The 24273-nt window shown below is 36.3% G+C and carries 22 protein-coding genes; 11 read left to right on the top strand and 11 right to left on the bottom strand.

The window, feature by feature from the left end:
• Positions 1–17: 17 nt before the first annotated feature.
• Genes thiI through H9D55_RS04635 form a run of 3 tightly spaced genes read right to left on the bottom strand, consistent with a single transcriptional unit; the run spans position 18 to position 4080 of the window.
• Positions 18–1214: a tRNA uracil 4-sulfurtransferase ThiI gene (gene thiI / locus H9D55_RS04645; RefSeq protein ID WP_186077305.1), complete on the bottom strand. Its 1197-nt coding sequence runs from the start codon at positions 1212–1214 to the stop codon at positions 18–20.
• Complete coding sequence (locus H9D55_RS04640; RefSeq protein WP_186077303.1) at positions 1204–2334, bottom strand: cysteine desulfurase family protein; 1131 nt, start codon at positions 2332–2334, stop codon at positions 1204–1206. Before H9D55_RS04640 ends, thiI begins: the two co-directional genes overlap by 11 nt.
• 48 nt (positions 2335–2382) lie before the next feature.
• Positions 2383–4080 (bottom strand): septation ring formation regulator EzrA, encoded by a 1698-nt coding sequence (locus tag H9D55_RS04635; protein ID WP_186077301.1) that lies wholly within the window; start codon positions 4078–4080, stop codon positions 2383–2385.
• Between the two features lie 104 nt (positions 4081–4184).
• Between H9D55_RS04635 and H9D55_RS04630 the strand changes: the two genes are divergently transcribed.
• From H9D55_RS04630 to H9D55_RS04615, 4 genes are all read left to right on the top strand, one after another.
• Positions 4185–4655 carry a GAF domain-containing protein gene (locus tag H9D55_RS04630; protein WP_186077299.1) on the top strand — a complete coding sequence of 157 codons (471 nt, stop codon included), beginning with the start codon at positions 4185–4187 and terminating at the stop codon, positions 4653–4655.
• Between the two features lie 234 nt (positions 4656–4889).
• The gene (rpsD, locus tag H9D55_RS04625; RefSeq protein WP_186077297.1) at positions 4890–5492 is read left to right on the top strand and encodes a 30S ribosomal protein S4; all 603 of its coding nucleotides are present in this window, start codon (positions 4890–4892) and stop codon (positions 5490–5492) included.
• 125 nt (positions 5493–5617) lie between these two features.
• Positions 5618–6622, top strand: coding sequence for a thermonuclease family protein (locus tag H9D55_RS08175; protein WP_235963110.1), 1005 nt, complete (start codon positions 5618–5620; stop codon positions 6620–6622).
• A 300-nt stretch (positions 6623–6922) separates the two neighbouring features.
• Positions 6923–7330 (top strand): hypothetical protein, encoded by a 408-nt coding sequence (locus H9D55_RS04615; protein WP_208454732.1) that lies wholly within the window; start codon positions 6923–6925, stop codon positions 7328–7330.
• On the opposite strand, the gene H9D55_RS04610 is transcribed toward H9D55_RS04615, so the two are convergent.
• On the bottom strand, positions 7327–8604 hold the full coding sequence (locus H9D55_RS04610; RefSeq protein WP_186077287.1) for an amidohydrolase: 1278 nt from the start codon (positions 8602–8604) through the stop codon (positions 7327–7329). The two genes, H9D55_RS04615 and H9D55_RS04610, sit on opposite strands and share 4 nt — an antisense overlap.
• A gap of 6 nt (positions 8605–8610) precedes the next feature.
• Positions 8611–9237 carry an N-acetyltransferase gene (locus H9D55_RS04605; RefSeq protein WP_186077286.1) on the bottom strand — a complete coding sequence of 209 codons (627 nt, stop codon included), beginning with the start codon at positions 9235–9237 and terminating at the stop codon, positions 8611–8613.
• A gap of 66 nt (positions 9238–9303) precedes the next feature.
• On the opposite strand from H9D55_RS04605, the gene H9D55_RS04600 reads away from it, so the two are divergent.
• A complete protein-coding gene (locus H9D55_RS04600; RefSeq protein WP_186077285.1) occupies positions 9304–9504 on the top strand; it encodes a hypothetical protein in 201 nt (66 codons plus the stop codon).
• Positions 9505–9514: 10 nt separating this feature from the next.
• Here the strand turns inward: H9D55_RS04600 and H9D55_RS04595 are convergent, their stop codons facing one another.
• On the bottom strand, positions 9515–10420 hold the full coding sequence (locus tag H9D55_RS04595) for an alpha/beta hydrolase (RefSeq protein WP_186077284.1): 906 nt from the start codon (positions 10418–10420) through the stop codon (positions 9515–9517).
• 84 nt (positions 10421–10504) lie between these two features.
• Between H9D55_RS04595 and H9D55_RS04590 the strand changes: the two genes are divergently transcribed.
• Positions 10505–11539, top strand: coding sequence for a C45 family autoproteolytic acyltransferase/hydolase (locus tag H9D55_RS04590; RefSeq protein ID WP_186077283.1), 1035 nt, complete (start codon positions 10505–10507; stop codon positions 11537–11539).
• Here H9D55_RS04590 and H9D55_RS04585 read toward each other — a convergent pair.
• The 4 genes from H9D55_RS04585 to H9D55_RS04570 are packed head-to-tail and all read right to left on the bottom strand — an operon-like array spanning position 11536 to position 14502.
• Positions 11536–12732, bottom strand: a complete 1197-nt coding sequence (locus H9D55_RS04585) for a DUF418 domain-containing protein (protein ID WP_186077282.1) — start codon at positions 12730–12732, stop codon at positions 11536–11538. The genes H9D55_RS04590 and H9D55_RS04585 overlap by 4 nt on opposite strands.
• Positions 12733–12744: 12 nt before the next feature.
• Positions 12745–13011 (bottom strand): hypothetical protein, encoded by a 267-nt coding sequence (locus tag H9D55_RS04580; RefSeq protein ID WP_186077281.1) that lies wholly within the window; start codon positions 13009–13011, stop codon positions 12745–12747.
• Positions 13004–14149, bottom strand: a complete 1146-nt coding sequence (locus tag H9D55_RS04575) for an MFS transporter (protein ID WP_186077280.1) — start codon at positions 14147–14149, stop codon at positions 13004–13006. The genes H9D55_RS04580 and H9D55_RS04575 overlap by 8 nt, the downstream gene beginning before the upstream one ends.
• 32 nt (positions 14150–14181) lie before the next feature.
• The gene (locus H9D55_RS04570) at positions 14182–14502 is read right to left on the bottom strand and encodes a membrane dipeptidase (protein WP_186077279.1); all 321 of its coding nucleotides are present in this window, start codon (positions 14500–14502) and stop codon (positions 14182–14184) included.
• Positions 14503–14547: 45 nt separating this feature from the next.
• Here H9D55_RS04570 and H9D55_RS04565 point away from each other — a divergent pair, with 45 nt between their 5' ends.
• Positions 14548–15906 carry a YjiH family protein gene (locus tag H9D55_RS04565; RefSeq protein WP_186077278.1) on the top strand — a complete coding sequence of 453 codons (1359 nt, stop codon included), beginning with the start codon at positions 14548–14550 and terminating at the stop codon, positions 15904–15906.
• Positions 15907–16003: 97 nt separating this feature from the next.
• Positions 16004–17509, top strand: coding sequence for an amidase family protein (locus tag H9D55_RS04560; RefSeq protein ID WP_186077276.1), 1506 nt, complete (start codon positions 16004–16006; stop codon positions 17507–17509).
• A gap of 54 nt (positions 17510–17563) precedes the next feature.
• Here the strand turns inward: H9D55_RS04560 and tyrS are convergent, their stop codons facing one another.
• Positions 17564–18829 carry a tyrosine--tRNA ligase gene (tyrS, locus tag H9D55_RS04555; RefSeq protein WP_186077274.1) on the bottom strand — a complete coding sequence of 422 codons (1266 nt, stop codon included), beginning with the start codon at positions 18827–18829 and terminating at the stop codon, positions 17564–17566.
• A 350-nt stretch (positions 18830–19179) separates the two neighbouring features.
• Between tyrS and H9D55_RS04550 the strand changes: the two genes are divergently transcribed.
• The 3 genes from H9D55_RS04550 to H9D55_RS04540 all read left to right on the top strand — a co-directional run bounded on the left by H9D55_RS04550 (position 19180) and on the right by H9D55_RS04540 (position 24139).
• Positions 19180–21735, top strand: a complete 2556-nt coding sequence (locus H9D55_RS04550) for a transglycosylase domain-containing protein (protein WP_186077272.1) — start codon at positions 19180–19182, stop codon at positions 21733–21735.
• Between the two features lie 163 nt (positions 21736–21898).
• A complete protein-coding gene (locus tag H9D55_RS04545) occupies positions 21899–23182 on the top strand; it encodes an MFS transporter (RefSeq protein WP_186077270.1) in 1284 nt (427 codons plus the stop codon).
• A gap of 15 nt (positions 23183–23197) precedes the next feature.
• Positions 23198–24139: an ornithine cyclodeaminase family protein gene (locus tag H9D55_RS04540; RefSeq protein ID WP_186077268.1), complete on the top strand. Its 942-nt coding sequence runs from the start codon at positions 23198–23200 to the stop codon at positions 24137–24139.
• The last annotated feature ends 134 nt before the right edge of the window (positions 24140–24273 follow it).

The following is a 24273-nucleotide window of genomic DNA, read 5'->3' as shown; positions in this document are numbered from 1 at the left end:
AAATTTGTAACATTAAATTAAAGTAAGTCTATAAACTCTGACGTGTTTTTTTCGTCATCTGTGTAAATCGTATGATTTTTTAAAGCAAGTTCAAGTTTTTCAGTGATATCCATCTTGCTTTCAAACTGTTTCACTTTTTCTAAGTTTGGACGAGTTTTTGGCGCTTTTGGTTTAAAAATTGTGCAACAATCTTCATATGGAAGAATTGATGTTTCATAAGTTTCAAACTCAACAGCTTTTTTTATGATCTCGTTCTTCTCTAATGTTAAGAGCGGACGGAGTACTGGCATTGACGTGACTTCATTGATTGCAAACATGCTTGTTAAAGTTTGTGATGCAACTTGTCCTAGATTCTCACCGTTAACAATAGCTTCTGCTCCAATTTCTGTTGCAAGTTTCTCTGCGAGCGTTAACATTATACGTCGTGTTGTCGTCATAGATAAGTTATCTGGTATAAAGTCGTGAATCGTCGTTTGTAAATCCGTGAATGGAATAACGTGAAGTTTGATGTGTTCTCCAGATTTCTCAGACATAATATCGATGAGCTTTTTCACTTTATCTAATGCCATTTCACTTGTATATGGGGGTGAGTGAAAGTGAATTGCTTCGATTTCAACACCACGCTTCATAATTTCGAAACCTGCGACAGGCGAGTCTATTCCTCCACTCAGCATTAAGAGTGCTTTACCTCCTGTACCAAGTGGCAATCCACCTACTCCCATGAGCACTTCAGAATACATATAGATGGCATCAAAACGTACTTCAACCATGAGTTTATAATCCGGTTTTCTAACGTCTACAATTAGGTGGTCTTCGTTCATTAATACCTCAGTACCAAGTAGTTGCTGAATATCATGTGTTTTAAAAATGAAATTTTTATCTGCACGTTTTACTTCTATCTTAAATGTGCTACCCTTATCGAATCCTTTAGCGAATTTAACTGCGAATTCTTTCATTGCTTCTACTGATTTTTCGATTTTAACAACTGGTGACATACTTAGAATTCCGCTTATATGCTTAATTTTATTCATAACAAGTGCTTCATCTTCATTATTTAAGTCGATGTATGCTCTGTCGCGATTTGCATGAACGACTGCACTTGTAGAGTTTAATGCACGCTCCATGCGCGACTTTAATTTACTAACAAACATCATTCTGTTTTTAGTTTTAAGTGTGAGTTCCCCGTATCTTATAAGTATATGATCATACTTCATGTAATATATCTCCTAACTGATTATAGACTGTGTCCAGTCCTTTAATTAATGCGTTGACATCTTCAGACGCCGTGCTTTGACTAAAACTGATTCGTATACTACCTTCAATAACGTCTGCTCGATTCCCGATTGCAAATAGTGTCTCATTTAATTCATTTGACTTTGAAGTACATGCGCTCGTTGTCGAAACATAAAGTCCAAGCTCTGACAATGCGTTTACTACGATTTCACCTTTAGCACCTACAAATGATAAATTAATGAAATACGGTGAATGTTTTTTTTGTATTTTCATCTTCTTATAAGTATTAAAGTGTTCACGCACAAGGTCATTAAGCTTTTCTAATCTATCATTTTTTTCTTCTAAATTCTCGTTTGAAATCCTGAGGGCTTTTGCCATCGCAACGATTGCAGGTAAATTCACAGTACCACTGCGTTTACCTTTTTCATGACCGCCACCCAAAAGGATTGCATCAATGACGTTCATATCTTTAACAATTAATGCCCCTGCACCTTTCACACCGTAAAATTTATGTGCAGAAAGTGTCAGTGCATCGACGTCGCTGTAATTAAGTTTGACCTTACCTACTGCTTGAGTCGCATCAACATGAAAATATACTTTATTGTAATATTTTAAAATCCTCCCGATTTCCTCGATTGGTTGAACGCTACCAATAATATTGTTGAGCGCCATGATCGAAACAAGAATCACGTCATCATCCAGTTTCGCTTTTAAATCATCTAAATCTACGACACCTTGTTGCGTTGTCTTGATAAATTTCAAATTAATTTGATCTTTATATTGTTCAATGACGTTCACTACACTTGGATGTTCGAGTTCAGAAACTAAAACAGTTTTACCGAACTTCAGCTTTCTTTCAATCATTCCTCGGAGGATGATGTTGTTACTTTCAGTTGCCCCACTCGTGAAGATTAATGAATGGTTAATCATTCCAAGTTCCTTTAAAATTTGACCACGTGCTGCTTCAAGCAGTCGAGCCGATTCACGCCCACCAGTGTGAATTGATGCCGTGTTATAAAACAGTGTCTCCGACACTTGATTGAATGATTGAAGTGCTTCCTTTGACGGTTTTGTTGTAGCAGCATTGTCTAAATAAATCATAGTTTTCTACCTTTCATGAGAAAAGACTTAGGAGAATCTCCTAAGTCTCTAGTTATTTTCATAATAGTTTATAATGCGTTGTAATCCTTCTTCGTCAACACGATCTAGTGCGTTCGTTGAAAGTTCTAATGCACGTTTGTAACGTCCTTCGTTAAATAGACGAACAGCTTCTTTGATTTCCATATCAAGGCTTTCGTCATCCTTACGGTATCGGTTCGCGTACTGAATAATTTGTTCAGTCAGTTCAGAGTCATGAATAATTTCATAAGCATCTTGTTCAAACTCATTTAAGAGCTTCACTGCTTTATTCACTTTCTCTTTAATGTACTGAACATTCATAGGACGACGCTCTAAGTATCGGTCAATTTCATCAACTTCAATATCGAGTTCGTTTTTCATTACAACAAATTTCTCCGGGATTTCTACAAGGTTAGATGACGCCAATGCATGCATAACTTCTTCTTTCTTGTCGTCAATGAAGTTTGTGTTCTCAATTGCTTCTTTTTCGTCTTCTTTAATAGACTGTAAGTAATCTTCAATATCCGTTTGGTCGCTATTGATACGTTCGACTTCTTCTTGGATATGATCTAAATTGTCTGTAATCTTGCTATAGCGCGTTGTGTTTTTATCTGACTCAGTTTGGATATCAGAATACATTGCAACAAGACGCTCAATTTTTTGTTCATATTTGTGAATTGTCTGGAATTCACCTTCATTGATATAGAACTGATTCTTAATATAATCCATCTCTGTACGAAGTGTGAAGTTCGTTGCTTTCGCTTTAAATAGCTGATCCGTAATCTGATCTTTCATACTGTCATACTTAATTTTTGCTTCAACTTCATGTTCGATTAAGTCATACATCTCATCGAGCTTCTCGTTTATGTCATCTAAATCATCGCGCGCTTCATCAAGTTCAAGTTTCGCAATCTTAGGTTCAATTAAATTCAGTTCAGAACGCAGCGTGGATAATTTTGAGTCGACTTTGATGTGCTCTAAATCATAACCGTCTAACTTCAAGTCACGACACCCATAACGAATTTCTTGGAATTGTGTTGGTAAATCCTTTTGCACTTCTTTAATGAGTGTAGGAATTTCTTCCATGTTTCGTTTTAAAACTATCAAATCTTCATGAACTTCATCAATATGATTTGCTGCTGTCAGGTAATTCCCTTCATTAACTAAATCTTTATATTTCTTAAGTTCAGGTTCATATGATGCAATTAATGCTTCTAAAGGCTTTCTTGAATCACCGAACTGGTGTCCATTCGCAAGCACGTCTCTATTTGCTTCGCGAAGTAACACTCCAGACTCTTCATACTTTTCGTCACTTAACTCTGTGCGTGACATGAATGTTTTGATTTCATTAGACAAATTATCATAAGTGGATTCGATCGTATCCACATGACTTTTCGCTGACTCCCTACTCTCGTTACTATCACCAAAACTAAACTTAGCAAGTTTTGCATCAGCTTCTGTAATGTTGAACTCAGCTTGAATCTTATTTTCGTTTAAAGTTTCATTCCAACGTAGGTCTAAGTTGTCATACAGATCTTTAGCTTCTCCATTTAAGTTAAATGCATTCAATTTTTCTAATTCTAGATTGAATGGTAATTGGAGTACCGCTTCTAAGCGTTGCTTTTCTTTAGTAACATCGTTTTGTTTAATATTGCGTAGATAAAAAAGAATACCAACTGCGATTATTATTAAAACAATAACTCCTATTAATAAATACATCCACCACATACAATTACCCTCCCTAGTTATCATTATTATAGACTAAAACTTTGAAAGAAAAAACAGTTAGTTGTATTATTAACTAAACGAGTAAGTATTAATGGAGGGCAACTATGTTTCAGACAATCAAAATGAATTCCTATAAGGATCTACACCAATCACTACGTGCATTATTAGAAGGTGAAACTAATAGAATAGCAAATCTTTCAAACGCATCCGCTCTTTTAAATGAGTTTTTAGAAGACATTAATTGGGTGGGTTTTTATCTTTATGAAGCGGAGTCAGATGAGCTCGTACTAGGGCCTTTCCAAGGAAGAACAGCATGTGTACGCATCAAACCAGGAAGTGGCGTATGTGGACTTGCCTACCGTGGCAATGACGTATTCGTTGTAGACGACGTAACAGAATTCCCTGGACACATCGCATGTGATGTTAGAAGCCGTTCAGAGATTGTTGTACCGATCTATAAAGAAGGAGTAGGAATTGGCGTATTAGACGTCGACTCACCCTCATTCGAGAGATTCACTGAAGAAGACCGCATTGGACTTATTGAATTTGTAGAGATTTTAAAAGAATTTATTTAAGTTTAAGTGAAAAATTAACGCTTGACTATCACTCTTAATTACTGTATTATTACTTATTGTGTAAATGAACAGATATAAGTAGCAGATAATTATTGTATGATCGTATGTGGTTACTACGGGATGTGCTGTGTAACCAAGGCTATGAGGCGAAGGCACTTTAAATCATATACCCATACAAGCAATTATTTCCTTATGACGTTTTTGCATAAAAAAAATAATAAGGAGGAGTCAATTATGGCTCGTTTTACAGGTTCACTTTGGAAAAAGTCACGCCGTTTAGGGATCTCTCTAACAGGCACTGGTAAGGAGTTAGAAAAACGCCCTTACGCACCAGGTCAACATGGACCAACTCAAAGAAAAAAATTATCAGAATATGGTATGCAGTTACAAGAGAAGCAAAAGCTTCGTTACATGCATGGAATTAACGAAAGACAATTCCGTACATTATTCGACCGCGCTGGTAAAATGCAAGGGATTCACGGTGAAAACTTCATGATATTACTTGCTTCACGTTTAGACAACGTTGTTTACAAATTAGGTTTAGCTAAGACACAACGTCAAGCTCGCCAATTAGTAAACCACGGTCACATCACTGTTGATGGTCAACAAGTAGATATCCCATCATTCATGGTTAAACCAGGACAAGTTATCGGTGTTCGTGAAAAATCACGTAACCTTGATATCATTAAAGAAGCGATTGAGTATACGAACTTCGTTCCAGAATACCTTTCATTCGATGCAGAGAAATTAGAAGGTACATTCGTACGCTTCCCAGAACGCAGCGAATTATCGGCTGAAATTAATGAACAACTTATCGTTGAGTACTACTCAAGATAATACATTTATTATTTACCCACAACTTAAGTTGTGGGTTTTTTTATTTGATATAATGCCACATCAAATTGTACCAATCCAAGTTATCATATATAATTATACTTTATTATCTTCAAGGGGTTTTAATTTTGAAAAAGTATACAGGTGTTAAAAGGATTACTATAGCAGGTCTATTACTCGCTGGGATTGGTGTTATAACATACTTATTTGCTCTAACTATCATATTCGCAACTCTTCTTTTTACTTTTGATGACACTGACACTTCTCTTTCCAGCACCCTTGCTACGAATACGAGCACTACATACAATAAAGAAATACACACACATATTTTAAAAAGTGAAACGCGCGACCGCATCGCCAAAGAGGAAAAAGCGCGTGCTGAAAAGTTAGCAAAAGAAAAGGAACTTGCAGAGAGTCAGAAAAAAGATAAAAAAGCTAAAGAAAAGAAGTTAGCTACTGAGAAGATAAAGAAAGATGAGGAAGCAGAAAAGATCTCTAATGAGACTGAAAAGAACGCTTCTAAGTATCTATCTCCTGTTGGTCTGGAACAAGTAACAGTCGCTCGTTTCGTCGATGGTGATACGACTCGATTCTACTATCATGGTGAGGATGTGTCTTTCAGATATCTATTAATCGACACTCCTGAAACTATGCACCCTCACGATGGTAAACAACCCTTCGGGCAAGAAGCGAGCGAGCGTACGCGTGAGTTATTAGTCAATGCCTCTATCATCGAAGTAGAACATGACATCGGTGAAAGGACTGATAAATATAATCGCCATCTCGCATACATCTATGCTGATGGCGTCATGGTTAATGAAGTACTCGTTCGAGAAGGTCTCGCACAAGTGACCTATATTTATCCACCAAACATTCGTCACTTAGATCGATTAAAAGAAGCTGAACGTTTAGCAAAAGAAGAAGGACTTGGTATCTGGTCACTCGACTCACCTTTTGATGCGCCTTCTTACAAAGAATCTATCTCTAATCCTAGTTCTAATAGTCAAAAACAAGAATACTTCCAAAATTGCACGGAGTTGAGAATTGTATATCCCTATGGCGTACCATTTGATCACCCTGCTTATCAGTCAAAAATGGACGGAGATAAAGACGGTTGGGCGTGTGAGAGGTAATTATAAAAATAGTTGCTCGAATCAACTTCTTATCATTTACGTTTGGTAAGAATGCATATTGAGCGTATATTTTGTTGTTATTATCCTCTACTTCGCTCACTAAGATTGATAATTTTACATTAATTCGATATATTATAATAATTAAAATTAATAAGGTGAAATCCAATGACAATATATATCATTCTCATAATTTTATTTGCATTTCTCTCGATTACTTTCTTTACTTTAATGATCAGAAATGTTTCTCGTGGAATTCGTTCTGCAAATTTTATGTTCTACTTTTTGGTTAGTTTTATAATTATGATTCTCTTTATGGGGCTCAACTTGCAGAATCGTTTATTCCAAAATCCAGGTGAAGTTGCGGGTAATGTGTTAAACGCACAAGTTCAGGAGGTTGTGTTCTCTTACATAAAACAAAATGACTACTACGAAGCAGATATGTTGAAAATACAAACTGATGGTTATAAAAAGAATACGCCATTAAAGCTCACTGATTACACGGTAATAAACATCGTTAAAAAGCCTAAAGGTCAATATCTCACTGTTCGTAAAAACGACAACACTTTTGTCATTTATGATCCAGCAGGAAAAAAGAGTGTGAAACTTGAACAAACTTACACGTTTCAAGGTAGTCCAAGTATTTCACATCCTTTTATTATGAAACTGCACTATAAGGAAGAACCAGAAAAACGGTTCATTCTGTTTTAAATTTTGTTTAACTCATTAACAATATCTACATAAGTAGAAATTGCAACACCGAGGACTTCTTCATCTACATCAAATTCCGGATGATGGTGTCCTGCTGTTAATTTATATGGGAAAGTCATGTATGTGGCTTTCCCATTATTTTTTTGTACCGCATTGAGCATGTACGTTGCGTCTTCTGAACCTCCTGCTGGTCCTGATTCATTTACTTCTATAACATACTTATTGTTCTCAGTAGCAGTTTTAATTAAGTCAAATAAGTCATCACACTCGGCTGTTGATGCATTTCCCATTAAACGTATCTTGTAATCACAGTCATACATCTCTGCAGCACCCTTAATCACAGATTCTGCTCTCTTAAACATGTATTCCGTGAGTTCATCTTTGGCACCACGTACTTCACACATCATGAACGCGTAGTCAGGAATCACATTACGACCACTACCCGCTTCAAGCTTCCCAACGTTCAATCGAGTCGCTCCTTCTTTATGTCTAGAAATCGCGTTTAAGTTGATTGCGGCGTTGCTTGCTGCCAGTAACGCATTGTTACCAGCGTTTGGCTCGCCTCCAGCGTGTGCACTTTTTCCAAAAAATTCCACATCAAATTTCTTTGAAGATAAAAATCCTTCACTCTTCGCGTTTACACTTCCAACATTTTTAGATACGAGTCCAACGTGACTTGTAAAGAAATAATCTACAGTATCTAACCACCCTTTTGTAACATAGCTGTTTGCTCCTCTAAGGCCTTCTTCAGCCGCTTGGAAGATGATAGTGTATTTACCTTTTAATGCGTGCTTGTTTGCATCTAAATATTTTAGAAGCGCAACACCAATAGACGCGTGAGCATCGTGTCCACATGCATGCATCTCGCCATTATGCTTAGACTTAAATCCTTCAGAGTACGGAATATGTGTTTCTTTTTCTGCCTCAGTGATTGGGAGACCATCTATATCAAATCTAAAACCAACATGTGTTCCCTCTTCACCTGTATCTAACACCGCAACAATTCCTGTCTCTCCATTTTTAACTTTGCTTAAGGTCTTTTTATCAACGCCGAACGCTTCTGCACGCTTCGCAGCAGAAAGAAGTTCCTCATCACTTGGTCTGCCCATCTGTTCGCTAATATCCGTTGCATCACTACCTAAATACAACTTAAATGAAGTATGTTCAATCTCCTTTAGAATGAGATATGTCGTGATCATCTCTGTGAATCCAACTTCAGGATATTGGTGTAATGTTCTACGTAGTTTCTTTGCCTCATCTATTAAATTTTTCATTCGTTATTACCCCTTTTTATAATATGTGATATACCCGTTTACAAATTCAGTCCCGATATAATCTTTACCGTTTTCAAGCATCCACTCGAAGTCATCAAAGGCTTTTTCAATGGGTTCTCCTTCTAAGTTCATATCTTCTTTTAAGTTCATATGAAGGATATGTCTTCTTTTACCACCGTACTTAAACTTTGTATTTACGATTTTTAACCCTATTCTAAGTGAATTTTTAAGACTAGGGATATTAAGCGGCATCACAGTCGCAATTAAGTGGTCGAATCGATCATCTTTTTTCAAATCTTCTAATAGAATTTTCCCCATCTTAAATTGCAGTCCTTCGCCACGTGCAATTGGGTGAACGAGCGCAATCTCTGAATAAATTGTACGTGATCTATCCACACCAACATCATCTGCAAGGTGTTCTTCTTCATCTAACTTTGGAATATAAAATCCTCGCATCGCTACGAGTTTGTTGTCGGCGTATACTCCTACAGAATAATTGTCACTTAGAATCGTCTCCATTTCATCACGTTTAATCCGCTCGAGTGCTTCTTTAACTTCCATTTTTTCATATATTTCTTCTTGCATTTCAAGTACTTCGTCCAATGCATCCACTGTAATCTTTTCAATTTTCATAGAATCACCTTAATTTATGTTTATTTTATCTGTAAAGTGGCAATATATTTAATAGGAGATGGTGTTATGACAATACTATTAAGAATTCACCACACCGAGAATAATGAAGATGAATACAGGATTTTAAACGACAGTCTTATAGAATCTAACGATATACAAACCGTTCATGAAACGTTCTTAAATCGATTTAACAATCGTAAAAAAAATGTCGTACTTGAATTTATCTATCCAAATCACAAAGAATATGTAATTACATTACAGAAATAATAGACGCATTTTATGCGTCTTTTTTTATATGGGAATTTAACCAATTGAATAACAATGGTACCCATATTTTGATGTTTTCATTCTCTTTATTTACGATTTCACTCGCTGTACTCATACCATGTTCTCCTCCGGAGAATATATGAAGCTCAAACTCTATACCATATGCATCTAACTCATTCGCATAATCTAACACATTTTTTACATATACAAGCCTATCTCCTGTTGTATGCCAAATAAATGTCTTTGGTGTATCTTTCGACACAAAATTCTTCGGGGTCGCTTTGTTCAATAATTCTACATCAAAATCATTACCAAATGTTACACGTTTTGCCATATTTTTAAAGTTCGGATCAATAGAACCACGTGATTCAGCAATGGTTTCGTTCAGTGAGTAATCTAGAATTGGATAACCTAACACAATAAAGTTCGGTTTCGCCCAGTTATTATCAAACCCTGTTAATTCTCTTAACCATTCGCTATTCCAATGTACCCCGAGTGTCGCTGCTAAATGTCCTCCAGCAGAGAATCCAACGACACCGACGTGATCGCTATCCACATTAAACTTATGGTTGTTTTCACGAATAAATTTCATTGCACTTGCTGCTTCAATAAGCGGATTTGGAAACTCTGATCCAATTACATCACTATCTTCTAATTTCATGAGATACTGGTAGAGTTTATTACGTGATGACTCCCCGAGTATTGTACCTGCAGTAGTATAATTTAAAATAAATACAGTATACCCTTGACGTAGAAACTCATAAGCAACTGCTTCTCCCTCTCTTTTAGAAACATATAAGTAACTCCCACCCGGTAAGAGTAACACTGATTTTTGTGGACCATTATTTATGCCAGTTTCTCCTTGATACATAGTAAGCGTTGCTGTTTCACCTATTGCAAATTGTTCAACAATCAAAAAACCACTCCTAACTTACCACTATTCTAACATGTGTTTAAATTTGATAATAATTTAACTATACTAAATAAAGAGGTGGAAACAATGCAAAACATTGAAATACGAATAGATACATTTAAAGGTAGCCATTATGATTATGGTGTGCATCAAGGATTATCACTAAAAAATACACCGTATTTTAAAAATAGAAATTATGAATGGAGAAAACGACGTCCAAAATTTGACCTAAATTTTAACGAAACGAAAGCAATTTATAAAACATTTGCACCATATATTTGGGAAGAACTCTTAGGACTTCAAGATAGTCTAAAAATTTCTAATCAAGAGATGTTACTAAACCTTGCGCACTACAGAACCAACCCACGTCCATCAGGTTGCAGCGTATATGTAGATGACATTCATTTTATTCGTAATTACGATTATCATCCGAATACATATGATGCTCAAATAGATTTCTTTAATCCAACAGATGGAGGATTCACTTCTGTTGGGCCAGTATCACGCGTTACAGGTCGAATGGATGGCATCAATGAACACGGACTTTCAATGGGGTATAATTTTATGAATCGTAAAGAACCACAAGATGGATTCGTGTGTTTTATTATCGGAAGATTCCTGCTAGAACTATGTAAAGATGTTACCGATGCGAAGCATTTATTAAAGTCACTACCTCATCGCGGTGGCTTCACATATATTATTAAAGATGCAGCTGGAAATCATACAATCGCTGAAACAAGTGGTCGAAGTGTTCAGTTCAGAGAACAAAATATATGTACAAATCACTATATAAATCTTGTTGATGAAAACAGACGATTCCTAAATGAATCACAAGAACGTTTCGATATATTAGATAAAATTAAAAATCCTACAAAAGAAGAACTCCTTCAAGCGTTCACACATAAAAAAACTGGATTATTTGTCGATAACTACAGAAGTTGGGCGGGAACAATCCATACGGTATATTATAATTCGAACAATCTTTCCATGGATATTCGTGTTGGTGCGGGTGAATTTGAGCATCTATCTCTACTTGATTTCCTAAAGGGTTATAATATACAAAAAAAAATAGCCAGTATCATCGATACTGACTTAAAATTTATAAATGTCGATTGGGCTTAATTATGCCTGATCGATATTTTTGATTTGTAGGTAAATCGTCTCCATACATACTCGAGCGGCCCAAAGGGATATCTCTTCATGAACCAATGACTATATATCACTTGTAGAGCAAAGAATAGAACCGCGATGAACGGTAGATACATCATGTCAATTTTGCCAAAAAATCCGAATCCATAAAACAAGATCAACATTACAACTGACTGAATTATATAATTTGTGAGTGCCATTCGTCCGACCGGTGCAAATATTTTATTTAAACCTTTAAATGAATTAAACAATAACGCAAGTGTAGATAAGTAAAATGTTGCCATCAACGGTCCGCCGATGGTACTAGATATACCTGCAAGCACACTAAAACCAATATCATCCGCTCTATAACTCTGAATATATGCAGTTAAAGCTTTAATAGGCAGACCTAATACAAGTGTAATTATCGAGATTTTATATAGTAATGGTCTAATCTCCCCGATTTTTTTATGATATTCCTTTTGACCTATATATAGACCAATTAAAAACATCATTAGTATTAGCGGGAGCATAAAAACCAATCCCACAAACATATCGAGTGTGTATTCAGCATTGAAAAGTATCATATCTATATAATTTCCGTTTGTAGCAACTTCTTCGATACCCGTCGGCTGAATGTATTTAGGGTTAAAGAATAGATTTTCATGACCCCGCATATAGTACATAATGGTGTGTAAAATGAGCATTATCCCTGTCGTAACAACTGAAATCGCAATCGCGATTCCAAGATTCCACGCTGGTGGCACTTTAAAAAATAAAATCAAAACAAAACCAATCAATGCATATGCTACTAAAATATCTCCGTACCAAATAAGTATCGCATGAATCAAGCCAATGATGAGCAACCCTACCATTCGTCTAGAGAACAAAAGATTGGGCTGATTGGTTTTATCTTTAGCACGCTTTAAAAAGATAAAAAATCCGAGTCCAAATAATATTGAAAATAATGTGTAAAAGTTCGTCGTCACAAATGTGTTTACTAGAAATAACGTTAACTGGTTGGCGTTACCTTGAAACATTTCAGGAAGTGAGAATGTCACTGCGATGTCCAAATACGCTCCAGCAAAACTCATAATATTCATGAGCAATATCCCAAGGAGCGCTACGCCACGAATTGAATCCAATTCGTGGATGCGTTCATTCAGCATTGTTGGTTGATGTGTCATATTAACGACCTCCTAGAACGGAATAAAATCTAAGCTGTTGCCTGTGACAAAGTGATAGACGTAATAAATAATAAATAAAATAATTGCGAGCATAAATAATGAAACGATCGCTTTAAAAAATTTATAAAAAATAATATACAAAATGTAGAGTGCTAAAATCGTTAAATATGAATACAGTATATTGGTTTGTGTGTAAGGTAGGTCATACGCCCCACTATAATCAATAATACCGATTGCTACGAGCGTGAGTATAAAAAGTACTACGAGTTTTTTAATCATATTTGACCATACTCTCCTCCTTAAGCATAGTAGCTAAGATAATACCGATAAACACAACTACTCCACCAAGCCATGGTGTGTAATCGATATTAAAGTAAGTTATAAATAATCCGCCAAATACTGCTCCAAGTCCAATTCCGAGGTTTAAGCTCGACATGTTCCAGCTGAATACATTTGATGCACTACCCTGAACATTATTTACAAGACCCATCTGAATCGCTGGACCTGTGCTCCACTCAAACACATTCCATAAATAAAGGGTGATATAGAACAGTATTTTAAATGGATAGAGAAAGGGCATGATTATCATTGTGATTAAAAACAGAGTAAGCATAATCATGATAGACGTTCTTGCACCAATCTTATCAGCGATGCTACCACCAAAGTATGTTCCAGTCATACCACCAAGACCTGCAATGAGTAATGCTAAGGAAACCTCTTTAATAGAATAACCATTTGACGTCAAAAGTGGAGAAATATATCCTATGACGACAAAGTTACCAACTAACACTGTCATTGTAATAGAAATGTATATCATGACATTTCTCATAGACTTTATTTTATCTGTATTTTCTTCAACGATGTCCGTTTTAACATCTGGTATCATGCGACTGAGTAATATAATTAAAATAATCGCGATTGCTGAAATGATGTAAAACACCGTTCTCCATCCAAATATCGTACCAACAAAAGTACTAATTGGAATACCGAAAACGTTGGCCGCACTAAATCCAAGATAAACTAAGGCTAGCATTCGTCCGCGTTTATGAGGTTCAGAAATAACAACTGTAATATCTAAAATCTTAACTATGATCACTGCGGCCGCCATCGCTGTAATTACACGACCAATGGACAGTTCTATAAATCCATTCGCCATCGCAAACACAACATTCCCGATAATAAACACAATCATCGATATAAGCATCACTGGTTTATCTGGTAATTTCTGTGTCACTTTAATTAAGAATGGTCCAAATAATGCAAAGCTCACTGCGTATACAGTAATCAATTGTCCAGTCAGACTGTAAGTCATCTTTAAATCGGTACTAATCGGTTCGAGTAGTCCAGAAACAATTAGTTCCATAATTCCGAGTAAAAATATACTCGAAGTAAAAGTTAATAATATTTTCTTATTCATACAAATTCACCGTTAATAATCGTAACATAAAATTAGTCACAGAATCTCTCTAAAAAGTTTTTAATTTCTTTAAAGTTTTTAATATGAACCATATGCTTTTGTGTTAATATATCTTTATGAAAACGGTCTATTTGCTCTAGCGCATGTTGCCACTTTTCGTTATCAGGTAATAGAGGCGAAATAAATATCGCATAGAATTGTACTTTAACCCCACCCGCAATTCGTCGATTCATGTTAGACTCTAATTTAGGTGTGTCTAAGTACTCGATGGAACGTTCTTTATATAGATAAGTGTTGCGGAAATCTGTTTGTAGCTTTAAAAGTGCATCGCAGTAAGTATCAATTACATACATATTTTCTAGCTCTTCTTTTTAATTTCATCTAGGTGGTGTGCATTTATGAATAATCAAAATGATCAAATTAAGTCTGCTTCATTGTGGACTTGGTTTAAATTTTTAGTACCATCTTTAATCGGGATATTTATCTTTATATTTCCAATTAATGATGCGAGTGGTGAACTGACTGTACCCGTTGCATTTATTGCAAATAAAATTATTGCGTTTTTTGGGGATAATATAGTCAATTATATCACTGTTTCACTCATGGTATTGTCTGCCTTATTAACTGTATTTTTTACTTACATAAAAAAATCTAACGTACGAGTAGTTCTCGAATTATTCGACAAAGGGATTGGCTGGGTTATCGTACGTGTACTCGGGGCAATATTTGGTGTTATGGTTTTAATGAACGTAGGCCCAGAACCAGTGATTTCAGAAAACACTGGTGGCACAGTTTTAACAGGACTGATTCCAACGCTGTTTGCAGCATTCTTAATTGCTGGATTCTTGCTTCCATTATTACTTAACTACGGGTTACTTGAATTTGTAGGGACATTACTTAGAAGATTTATGAGACCAGTGTTTACATTACCTGGACGTTCTACAGTAGATAACCTTGCGTCATGGGTTGGAGATGGAACAATTGGTGTACTATTAACGAGTAAACAATATGAGGGTGGCTTTTATACTAAACGTGAAGCTGCAGTTATTGCTTCAATGTTCTCTGTCGTTTCGATTACATTTACAATTGTAATCTTAGATTACTTACATCTTATGAAGTACTTTGCACCGTTCTATATCACAGTTATTATCGCAGGGTTGCTCTGTGCAATAATTTTACCAAGAATCCCGCCTCTTTCTAAGATTGAGGATACGTATTATACGGAAGACAACGATTTTACAGAAGAAATTCCTGATACACACAACACATTCAGTTGGGCCACACATCAAGCTTTAGTCACTGCTAAGCGTGCTTCTGGAATTGATGGAGTTGCAAAAGAAGGATACAAAACAGTTCTTGATATGTGGTTTGGAGTTTTACCAGTTGTTATGGCAATTGGTACACTCGGCACGATTGCTGCAGAATACACACCAATATTCACTTGGATTGGTGCACCTTTCGTTCCATTGCTTGAAATGTTAGGTATTCCAGATGCATTACTCGTGTCTAAGACTCTGTTTATTGGTTTCACAGATATGTATTTACCCACTCTAATTATTGGTGCCGAATCTGCTGATATGTCTAAATTTATTGTCGCAGCACTATCTATTTCACAGCTGCTATATTTATCAGAAGTCGGTGGTGTGATTTTGGGTTCTAAAATCCCTCTAGGGATTACAAAGATGTTTATAATCTTCTTAATGAGAACAGCAATCTCTTTACCAATCATCTTAATCGCTGCATACATTATCTTTTAATTAAACTCGCCTCCCGGCGAGTTTTTTCGTTCACTTCAGTAATTCTCAAGTTCAGCTATAATAGAGAGTGATCATATTATTTATAAGGAGCTTGATTATGTCATTATTCACTCATGATGCAACATATTATAGTAATCAAATTAAGAGAAGAGAGGTTACTGCGACACAACTTGTTGAACGTGCATTTAAAAATATTAAATTACTCGATGTCAAACTTAATAGTGTCATTCACCTACAAGAACAAGAAGCATTATCACTCGCAAAATCCTATGATGCTCACATTTCTTCTCTGACAGATGAAGAAGTAAATCGTCTTCCAAGCTTTTATGGTGTTCCAATTTTAATAAAAGATCTCGGTCAAAGTGAAAAAGGACAACCCTCGATAAGTGGTTCTAGACTGTTTAAAAATCATATTTCAAAGCATACGGATAACTTCGTTCATGCGATTATTGATGCAGGATATATCATTGTTGGACGTACAAATGTTCCAGAATTCGGATTCAAAGGATTAACAGACCCTGAACTTTTTGGTCACACGTTTTCGCCAATTGGTCAAGGACTTTCATCTGGTGGATCATCTGGTGGATCAGGCGCAGCTGTAAAAGCTGGTTTTGTACCTATCGCAACTGCTGGTGACGGCGGTGGCTCAATTAGAATCCCTGCAAGCTTTAATGGGTTGATTGGATTAAAACCAACACGTGGTCGTACAATTACTGGACCTAATGGTTATAGAAGTTGGCAAGGTGCCTCTGTTGATTTTGTACTTTCAAAATCTGTTGCAGACACATTTGAAACTTTAAAATTAACAAGTAATCAAGTATTAGAGTCACCATACCTTGCACCAAATATATTACCTGAAACACTCTCAGCCACAGATCGCAAGTTAAGAATCGCGTACTCTTATCAGTCACCAGTAGGTACTGAAATCGAGCAAGATGCGATCGACGCTCTGAATAAAACAGTTGAAATCTTAAAATCATTGGGACATGAGCTCGTAGAAGATGCTCCGATTGTAGACGGACAGCGCGCAATGGAAACATATTTCCAAATGAACATGGTTGAAACTGCGGCAATGTTTAAAGGCATTGAAAACTCTATCGGTAGGGAAGTAACTAAAGATGACGTAGAACTCGTGTCTTACGGTATGTATAGAGCAGGACAACGTGTTAAAGGATGGCAGTACGTTCACGCACTAAACTTCTGGGACCAGTTAAGTGCTGATTATCACCAATTTATGGATGAAAATCAGTATGAATTCTTATTAACTCCTACAATCAACGGAAAATCTGTACCTGTTGATGCATTTGCCTTAACAGAAGATATTCGTGAGCGTTTAAATCACATCGATGAGTTAGAAGATGAAGAAGCTTTTGGAATCTTTGGAGAACTATTCACAGACAGTCTGGCTAAGATCCCATATACGCAACACGCAAACTTAACAGGACAGCCTGCGCTGTCACTACCACTTTATGAGACAAAAGACAATTTACCCGTTGGTAGTATGTTTGTCGCACGTAAGGGTGAAGAAGCAGCTCTTCTTGAACTTGCACTTCAAATTGAAAATGCAGGCCATATTAAATCAGATATTATTGACTTGCGCTAAATTTAAAATAAAAAATTACCCGATGTCAGAGACATCGGGTTTTTATATCTTAAATTAGTTATAGCTTACCACTGTGTATTTTCTCTTACCACGACGGAATACAGTGAACTCTCCATCTAGCTTGTCGTTATCAGAAATCACATAATTCACGTCTTGCTGACGGTCACCGTTAACGTAGATTGCTCCATTTGTGATATCTTCTCTCGCTTGTCTTCTTGATGGTGAAATGCCCGCTTCAACAATCACGTTTACTAGGTTTAAATCCTCATTAGAGACCGTTGCTGATGGCGCTTCTTTCATAGCATCTCTTAACTGATCTGTCGTAAGAGACTTAATATCTCCACTGAATAGAGCTTTAGAAATGTTTTTCGCTTCTTGTAATGCTTCTTCTGAGTGAATGAGTTTCGTCATTTCATCAGCAAGAGCATTTTGAGCTTTACGTAAATGAGGTTCTGTCTTCACAGAATCCTCTAGTGCTTCAATTTCATTTTTAGACAGGAATGTAAAGATTTTTAAGAACTTGATTACGTCTTCGTCATTTTGGTTAATCCAGAACTGGTAGAATTCGTATGGTGAAGTCTTTTCAGGGTCTAACCAAACGTTTCCTCCTTCCGATTTACCGAACTTAGAACCATCCGCTTTAGTTACCAGTGGAATTGTTAAGCCTTCTGTATCCGTAATGCCATGCGTTCTACGCATTAAGTCAATTCCTGAAACGATGTTACCCCACTGGTCAGATCCACCGACTTGAATCTTAACGTTGTTGTGCTGATTTAAATGTGCGAAATCGATTGCTTGAATGATTGTATATGTGAATTCTGTGTATGAAATTCCAGTTTCTAAACGGGATTGAATTGCGTCTTTAGCTAACAGATAGTTGACTCCAACGTGTTTACCATAGTCTCTTAAGAAACTAATTAATGAAATATCTTTAAGCCAATCGTAGTTATTTACTAGAATCGCATCCGTTTCTTCACCTTTGTCAAAATCAAAAATTTTGTGAAGCTGACGCTCGATACCTTCTACGTTTTTATCTAATTGTTCTTTAGAAATTAAGTCTCGCTCACTCGCTTTGAATGAAGGATCTCCGATCATTCCAGTTCCCCCACCTACTAGAACGACTGGGCGATGTCCGTACTCTTGGAAACGTTTCAGTACTAAGAAAGGTACTAAGTGACCAATGTGCAAGCTGTCAGCCGTTGGGTCAGTACCACAATATAGAGAAACAACTTCTTCATTTACTAGTTTTTCAATATTTTCTTCACTTGTTGTTTGATATAACAGCCCACGCCACTTTAAATCTTTGATTAATTCACTCATCCAAAAATCTCCTTTAGTATTATTATTTATCTATTAAAATTTAATATAAAAAAACACCCATACTAGACGTATGGGTGCGGGACACGGTACCACCAAACTATTTTACTCATTAAGAAAGAACGCGTAAAATGCAAGTGTATTCATAAACGTTCTTTGTATGCACTCGCACCACCCGTACATTCTCTTGAACAAAGTATCGTCATTACTTCTCTTGCTCGTTCATTATATTAAATTCTTAATAATCATATATTTCTTGAATGATTTTGTCAAATACAAAGTTCTCTCAAGTAGTACTTAACTGTATGATTTTTGCTCAATTATGATATAATTCAAGGAACTGGGAGGTTGAAATGAAAAAGAAAAAAAGCATTGTGCATAGCCTTAAAAAGCTATTCACATATGATGAAAATAAGAAAAATAAAATTCATGGAAATACATTTAAAGAGCGTTTTAAAACAATTGGACGACGCTTTAAAGAAACTGACCATCCCTTCAGATTTATATTTAATACGACTTACGATACAATCTGGAACGTTTTCCTATTTACGTTCTTAGCTTTTTCATTAGTCGGTATTCTGTTTTTTAGTATAGGGCTTGGTTATTTTGCTGCGCTCGTTAATGATGACGTGAATTATACAAGCGAAGAAATTAATACACAGTTAACTCAGATTACTGAGAGTACAAACGTTACTTTTGCCTCGGGTGAGAACCTTGGTACTTTAAAATCTGATTTAATTCGTGAATCTATTTCATATGAAGATATGCCAGAAAACGTTGTGAAAGCTCTTATTGCTACAGAGGATGAAAACTTTTATGAGCACAACGGCGTGGTTCCTAAAGCATTTCTACGTGCTTCTTTACAAGAACTTACAGCTAGTGAATCTGGTACAGGTGGTTCAACACTGACTCAGCAGTTAGTTAAAAATCAACTGCTAACCAATGATCCAACATTTTCACGTAAAGCTTCGGAACTCCTGCTCGCATTCAAAGTTGAAAAATTACTATCGAAGGAACAAATCTTAGAAAGCTACTTAAATGCTGTTTCATTCGGACGTAATGCGAATGGACAAAATATTGCAGGTATACAAAGTGCTGCAAAAGGTATCTTTGGTAAAGATGCGAAAGATTTAAATATTGCAGAATCTGCATTTATTGCAGGACTTCCACAAAATCCATATGCATACACACCATTCACTCAAAGTGGTGAAGTAAAATCAGAAGAAGAATTACAATATGGAAAGAATAGGCAGTTGTATGTATTAGATCGTATGCTACTAGAAGGCGTCATTAATAAAGAAGAATATAATGAAGCGGTAGATTATGATTTATTTGGTAAATTAACAAAGGAAGTATCGGTTCCTAACCAGAAATATCCATTTTTAACAGACGAAATTGAACGTCGTTCCGTTCAAGTATTAAAATATATCTTAGCTGAAAAAGATGATGTGTCTAAAGAAGATGTGGATCTCACTCCACTCTTAAACCAAAAGTACACTCAACAAGCAAATGATGCGTTAAGAAACAACGGATATCAAATAGAGACTACGATTAACAAAGATATTTACGATACAATGCAAGACGTTAAGAACGTTAATTTTTCATATTATGGTGACCGTAGTATATATGACTCTGTTGACTCAACAGGAGACGAAAAAAATCAGACATTCCAACATGAAGTTGGCGCCGTCTTAAAAGACAACGATTCAGGAGCGATTCTAGGATTCATTGGTGGACGTGATTACAATAAGTCAGAAGTGAACCACGCGACACAAACCTCAAGAATGTCTGGATCGACTATGAAACCACTCGCTGTCTATGGCCCAGGTATAGACCGTGGCTTAATTGTACCTGACACGGTAATTCTAGATAAGAAGTTCTCAATTTATAACCCTGTTTCAGGAACAAGCTACTCACCTGAAAACTATGATAAAAAAGACTTTGGATTAATATCTGTAAAACATGCATTAACAAACTCTTACAACTTAAGTACGCTTAGACTTTGGTCAGAAGTACGTCTAAATAATCCTAAAGCGTATTTAGATAAAATGGAAATTCCACTAACAAATTCACTATTTGATGAAAATGGTATTGGTATCCCATCCCTACCACTTGGTGTGAACAACTTAACAGTCGAAGAAAATGTCAATGCCTTCTCATCATTTGCGAATGACGGTACAATGTCAGACAGCTATATGATTGCTAAAATCACAGACCCTAAGGGCAATGTGATTTATGAGCATGAAAATGAAAAGAAACGTGTTTGGAAAAACTCAACTGCTTACCTGATGACAGATATGCTTCAAGAGACATTTAGAACAGGATCTGCGTATCATATTAGAGATTACTATAAACAAATCGAAGATGCGTACCCTTGGGCAACTAAGACGGGTACATCCGAACAGTTCATTGACTCGTGGATGGTCGCTTACAATCCTAAGGTAACGTTAGGAATTTGGATGGGTTATGACCGTAATATTCCACAAGTGTATAGTACTGATGATGATGACCATTTAACGATCTACAACTGGAGAAACTTAGCAGACGCACTTCAAAACACGAACCCTGAATTAATGGGATATGGTACTGATTATAAGAAGCCAGCATCCGTTAAGACTGAAGAGTTCTGTGGAATGCTTATGTCTCTAAAAGATGACTGTAAAGACACTGAAGACAAAGTCATTAGTGGATTGGTAGCCGATGATACAAAATTTAGTAAGAAGAGCGGTTTAAATGACCAATCAGTATTAGACAGAAATGGTGCAAACTTCGATAATAAATTATCAGAATCAGACTTACAAGGTACTGTGAAGAGATCCTATGATGAAAATTACCGAATCGGTAAAACAGTACGTGTCAATATACCAAAACCAAAGACATCATCAAGTAGTAAAGATAAAGATGATTAGATTTAAAAACGGAAAACTTAAGTTTTCCGTTTTTTTGTGATTATAAAGGCAATATCTATTTCAATATTATCCATATCTTTAAAGGTTTAATAAATTGTTGGATTGTTTTTTCGGATGAAAGCGTTTATATTTAAAATATTAATGGTAAAAGGAGTTAATGTTAATGGATAAGAAAACACAGCGTAAAGTTTTAACCGCAAGTCTTGTAGGATCTTCAATTGAATGGTTCGACTTCTTCTTATATGCATCAGTCGCTTCAACTATCTTTAGCACTCAGTATTTCGTGTCTGATAATGCAGCATTATCACGAATGATTGCATACTTTGGATTAGCCTTATCATTCTTTATTCGACCTTTTGGAGGCGTTATCTTCAGTCATATTGGTGACAAAATTGGTCGAAAAAAAACACTAGTGCTGACTTTAACACTTATGGGTGTAGCTACAGTTGGCATTGGTTTACTTCCTACATATAATCAAATTGGAATATTTGCTCCACTACTCCTACTCTTCTTTAGACTGGTTCAAGGACTCGGTATTAGTGGAGAATGGGGAGGTGCATTACTATTAGCAACTGAGTATGCACCTAAAGAAAAACGTGGGTTCTTTGGTTCTGTACCTCAGATGGGGGTAACAATCGGGATGGTTCTTGGATCACTATCGTTCTATACGATGACAGCTGTTTTATCTGAAGAAGCATTCGCTAGCTTTGGTTGGAGAATTCCATTCATTTTAAGTGCATTCTTAGTATTATTCGGTCTGTGGATTCGTAAAGATTTAGATGAAACACCTGACTTTAAAGAAACGGTAGCTCAAGGCAAAGTTCCAGCATTACCCATCGTAGATACATTTAAGAAGCACTGGAAAGAAGTTATTGTGACGAGCTGTGCGAAGTTCATAGAAACAGCGCCATTCTATATCTTCGGTACGTTCATTGTTAGTTATGCAACAGTCACACTTGGATTTTCATTCAGTACAGTGATGCTAGTCGTAATGACAAGTGCAATACTCACTACCCTGCTTATTCCGTTTATGGGAGCTCTATCTGACAAGGTTGGACGTAGAAACTTGTACCTAACTGGAGTTGCATTCATGTTTTTATACATGATCCCATACTTTTTACTACTACAAACAGGTTCAACGTTCATGTTGCTCTTAGCAACAATTATAGGTCTATCAATCATTTGGTCACCAATTACAGCGGTTCTTGGAACCATGTTCTCTGAAGTCTTCTCTAAAGAAATACGATACACTGGTGTTACTTTAGGTTACCAAATTGGAGCTGCGGTTGCTGGTGGTACAGCACCAATGGTTGCTGAATTCTTGATGAGTGAGTTTAATAACTCATGGTTACCTGTCGCACTCTACATCATGGTACTTGCAGTAATCTCATTTATTGCAGTATTAACTGTTGCAAATAAGAATAGAGACTCTGCTGATATTAACTAAGTTAGGATGGATAGAATGAAATTTTACTCTGACAAACAAATTATGGATGTTTATTCAATGTCAGATGCGATGAATGATGTCAAAAACACACTGCTTCGCATTAATGATGGTAAGGTCAAAACACCAGAGCGTACGGTCATTCCAGTAAGTGATGATAATGTGATGCTCTATATGCCATCGGCTGATGTGGAGTCACTCTACTCAACCATAAAAATAATTTCAATTTTTCCCAATAATAAAGATAAAAACATGCCTGCCACTCAAGCTGTTTCAGTGATCACTGAACTAGAATCCGGACAGAACGTTGCAACACTTGAAGCATCATACCTCACTAGACTCCGCACAGGCGCAATGACTGGCCTTTCGACAGACATTCAAGCACGCAAAGATGCGAAAGTTTTAGGGGTCATTGGAACTGGTGGAATGGCGTTTGAACAAGCACTTGGTGTGTTAGAAGTAAGAGATATTGAAAGAATCGTTCTATTTAATAGAACTGAAGAAAAAGCACATTCATTCAAAGATCAGCTAATTGCATTTGGAGTAACCGTAAAAATTGAAATCGCAGATAACGTTAATGATTTAACAGAAGTATCTGATATTATTAATACAGCAACAAATAGTACTAAAGCTGTATTTGATCATAATTTTGTGAAGCCAGGTACACATATTAATGGATTAGGAACTTATATGCCTCATATGAGGGAAATTAATGAAGAATCAATTAAGGTAGCGAGCCATGTCATATTTGATGATTTGGATGCTGTAAAAATCGAAGCAGGAGAATTCATTCATGCAGTCGAGGCTGGGGACTTTTCTTGGGATACACCTGTCGCATTAAAAGATATGTTAGATAAAGAAATTGACCGTCGCGACACGGATATCACAATATTCAAGTCAGTAGGCGCAGCTTATTACGACATGTCTGTTACGATTGGCGCATATGAGAAGTTGAAATAATGTATTGAGCCCTATTGAGTCACTCATGCGGCTTTGATTAGTCAAGATTTTATCAAACTCAGTGTTCTGTTAGCTCATGTTTCAGAAAGTCTTTCTAAATTGACATAAATGCACCAAACTTTTGAATTTCAGAG

Origin of the sequence: Phocicoccus pinnipedialis, assembly GCF_903994035.1 — a bacterium.
In the GTDB taxonomy this organism is placed as follows: domain Bacteria; phylum Bacillota; class Bacilli; order Staphylococcales; family Salinicoccaceae; genus Phocicoccus; species Phocicoccus pinnipedialis.
This window is presented reverse-complemented; position numbering and strand designations above follow the sequence as displayed.

Coding starts and splice junctions, on each gene's coding strand:
- thiI (WP_186077305.1), bottom strand. CDS start 1,214: ATGAAGTATGATCATATACTTATAAGATACGGGGAACTCACACTTAAA.
- H9D55_RS04640 (WP_186077303.1), bottom strand. CDS start 2,334: ATGATTTATTTAGACAATGCTGCTACAACAAAACCGTCAAAGGAAGCA.
- H9D55_RS04635 (WP_186077301.1), bottom strand. CDS start 4,080: ATGTGGTGGATGTATTTATTAATAGGAGTTATTGTTTTAATAATAATC.
- H9D55_RS04630 (WP_186077299.1), top strand. CDS start 4,185: ATGTTTCAGACAATCAAAATGAATTCCTATAAGGATCTACACCAATCA.
- rpsD (WP_186077297.1), top strand. CDS start 4,890: ATGGCTCGTTTTACAGGTTCACTTTGGAAAAAGTCACGCCGTTTAGGG.
- H9D55_RS04615 (WP_208454732.1), top strand. CDS start 6,923: ATGATTCTCTTTATGGGGCTCAACTTGCAGAATCGTTTATTCCAAAAT.
- H9D55_RS04610 (WP_186077287.1), bottom strand. CDS start 8,604: ATGAAAAATTTAATAGATGAGGCAAAGAAACTACGTAGAACATTACAC.
- H9D55_RS04605 (WP_186077286.1), bottom strand. CDS start 9,237: ATGAAAATTGAAAAGATTACAGTGGATGCATTGGACGAAGTACTTGAA.
- H9D55_RS04600 (WP_186077285.1), top strand. CDS start 9,304: ATGACAATACTATTAAGAATTCACCACACCGAGAATAATGAAGATGAA.
- H9D55_RS04590 (WP_186077283.1), top strand. CDS start 10,505: ATGCAAAACATTGAAATACGAATAGATACATTTAAAGGTAGCCATTAT.
- H9D55_RS04585 (WP_186077282.1), bottom strand. CDS start 12,732: ATGACACATCAACCAACAATGCTGAATGAACGCATCCACGAATTGGAT.
- H9D55_RS04580 (WP_186077281.1), bottom strand. CDS start 13,011: ATGATTAAAAAACTCGTAGTACTTTTTATACTCACGCTCGTAGCAATC.
- H9D55_RS04575 (WP_186077280.1), bottom strand. CDS start 14,149: ATGAATAAGAAAATATTATTAACTTTTACTTCGAGTATATTTTTACTC.
- H9D55_RS04570 (WP_186077279.1), bottom strand. CDS start 14,502: ATGTATGTAATTGATACTTACTGCGATGCACTTTTAAAGCTACAAACA.
- H9D55_RS04565 (WP_186077278.1), top strand. CDS start 14,548: ATGAATAATCAAAATGATCAAATTAAGTCTGCTTCATTGTGGACTTGG.
- H9D55_RS04560 (WP_186077276.1), top strand. CDS start 16,004: ATGTCATTATTCACTCATGATGCAACATATTATAGTAATCAAATTAAG.
- tyrS (WP_186077274.1), bottom strand. CDS start 18,829: ATGAGTGAATTAATCAAAGATTTAAAGTGGCGTGGGCTGTTATATCAA.
- H9D55_RS04550 (WP_186077272.1), top strand. CDS start 19,180: ATGAAAAAGAAAAAAAGCATTGTGCATAGCCTTAAAAAGCTATTCACA.
- H9D55_RS04545 (WP_186077270.1), top strand. CDS start 21,899: ATGGATAAGAAAACACAGCGTAAAGTTTTAACCGCAAGTCTTGTAGGA.
- H9D55_RS04540 (WP_186077268.1), top strand. CDS start 23,198: ATGAAATTTTACTCTGACAAACAAATTATGGATGTTTATTCAATGTCA.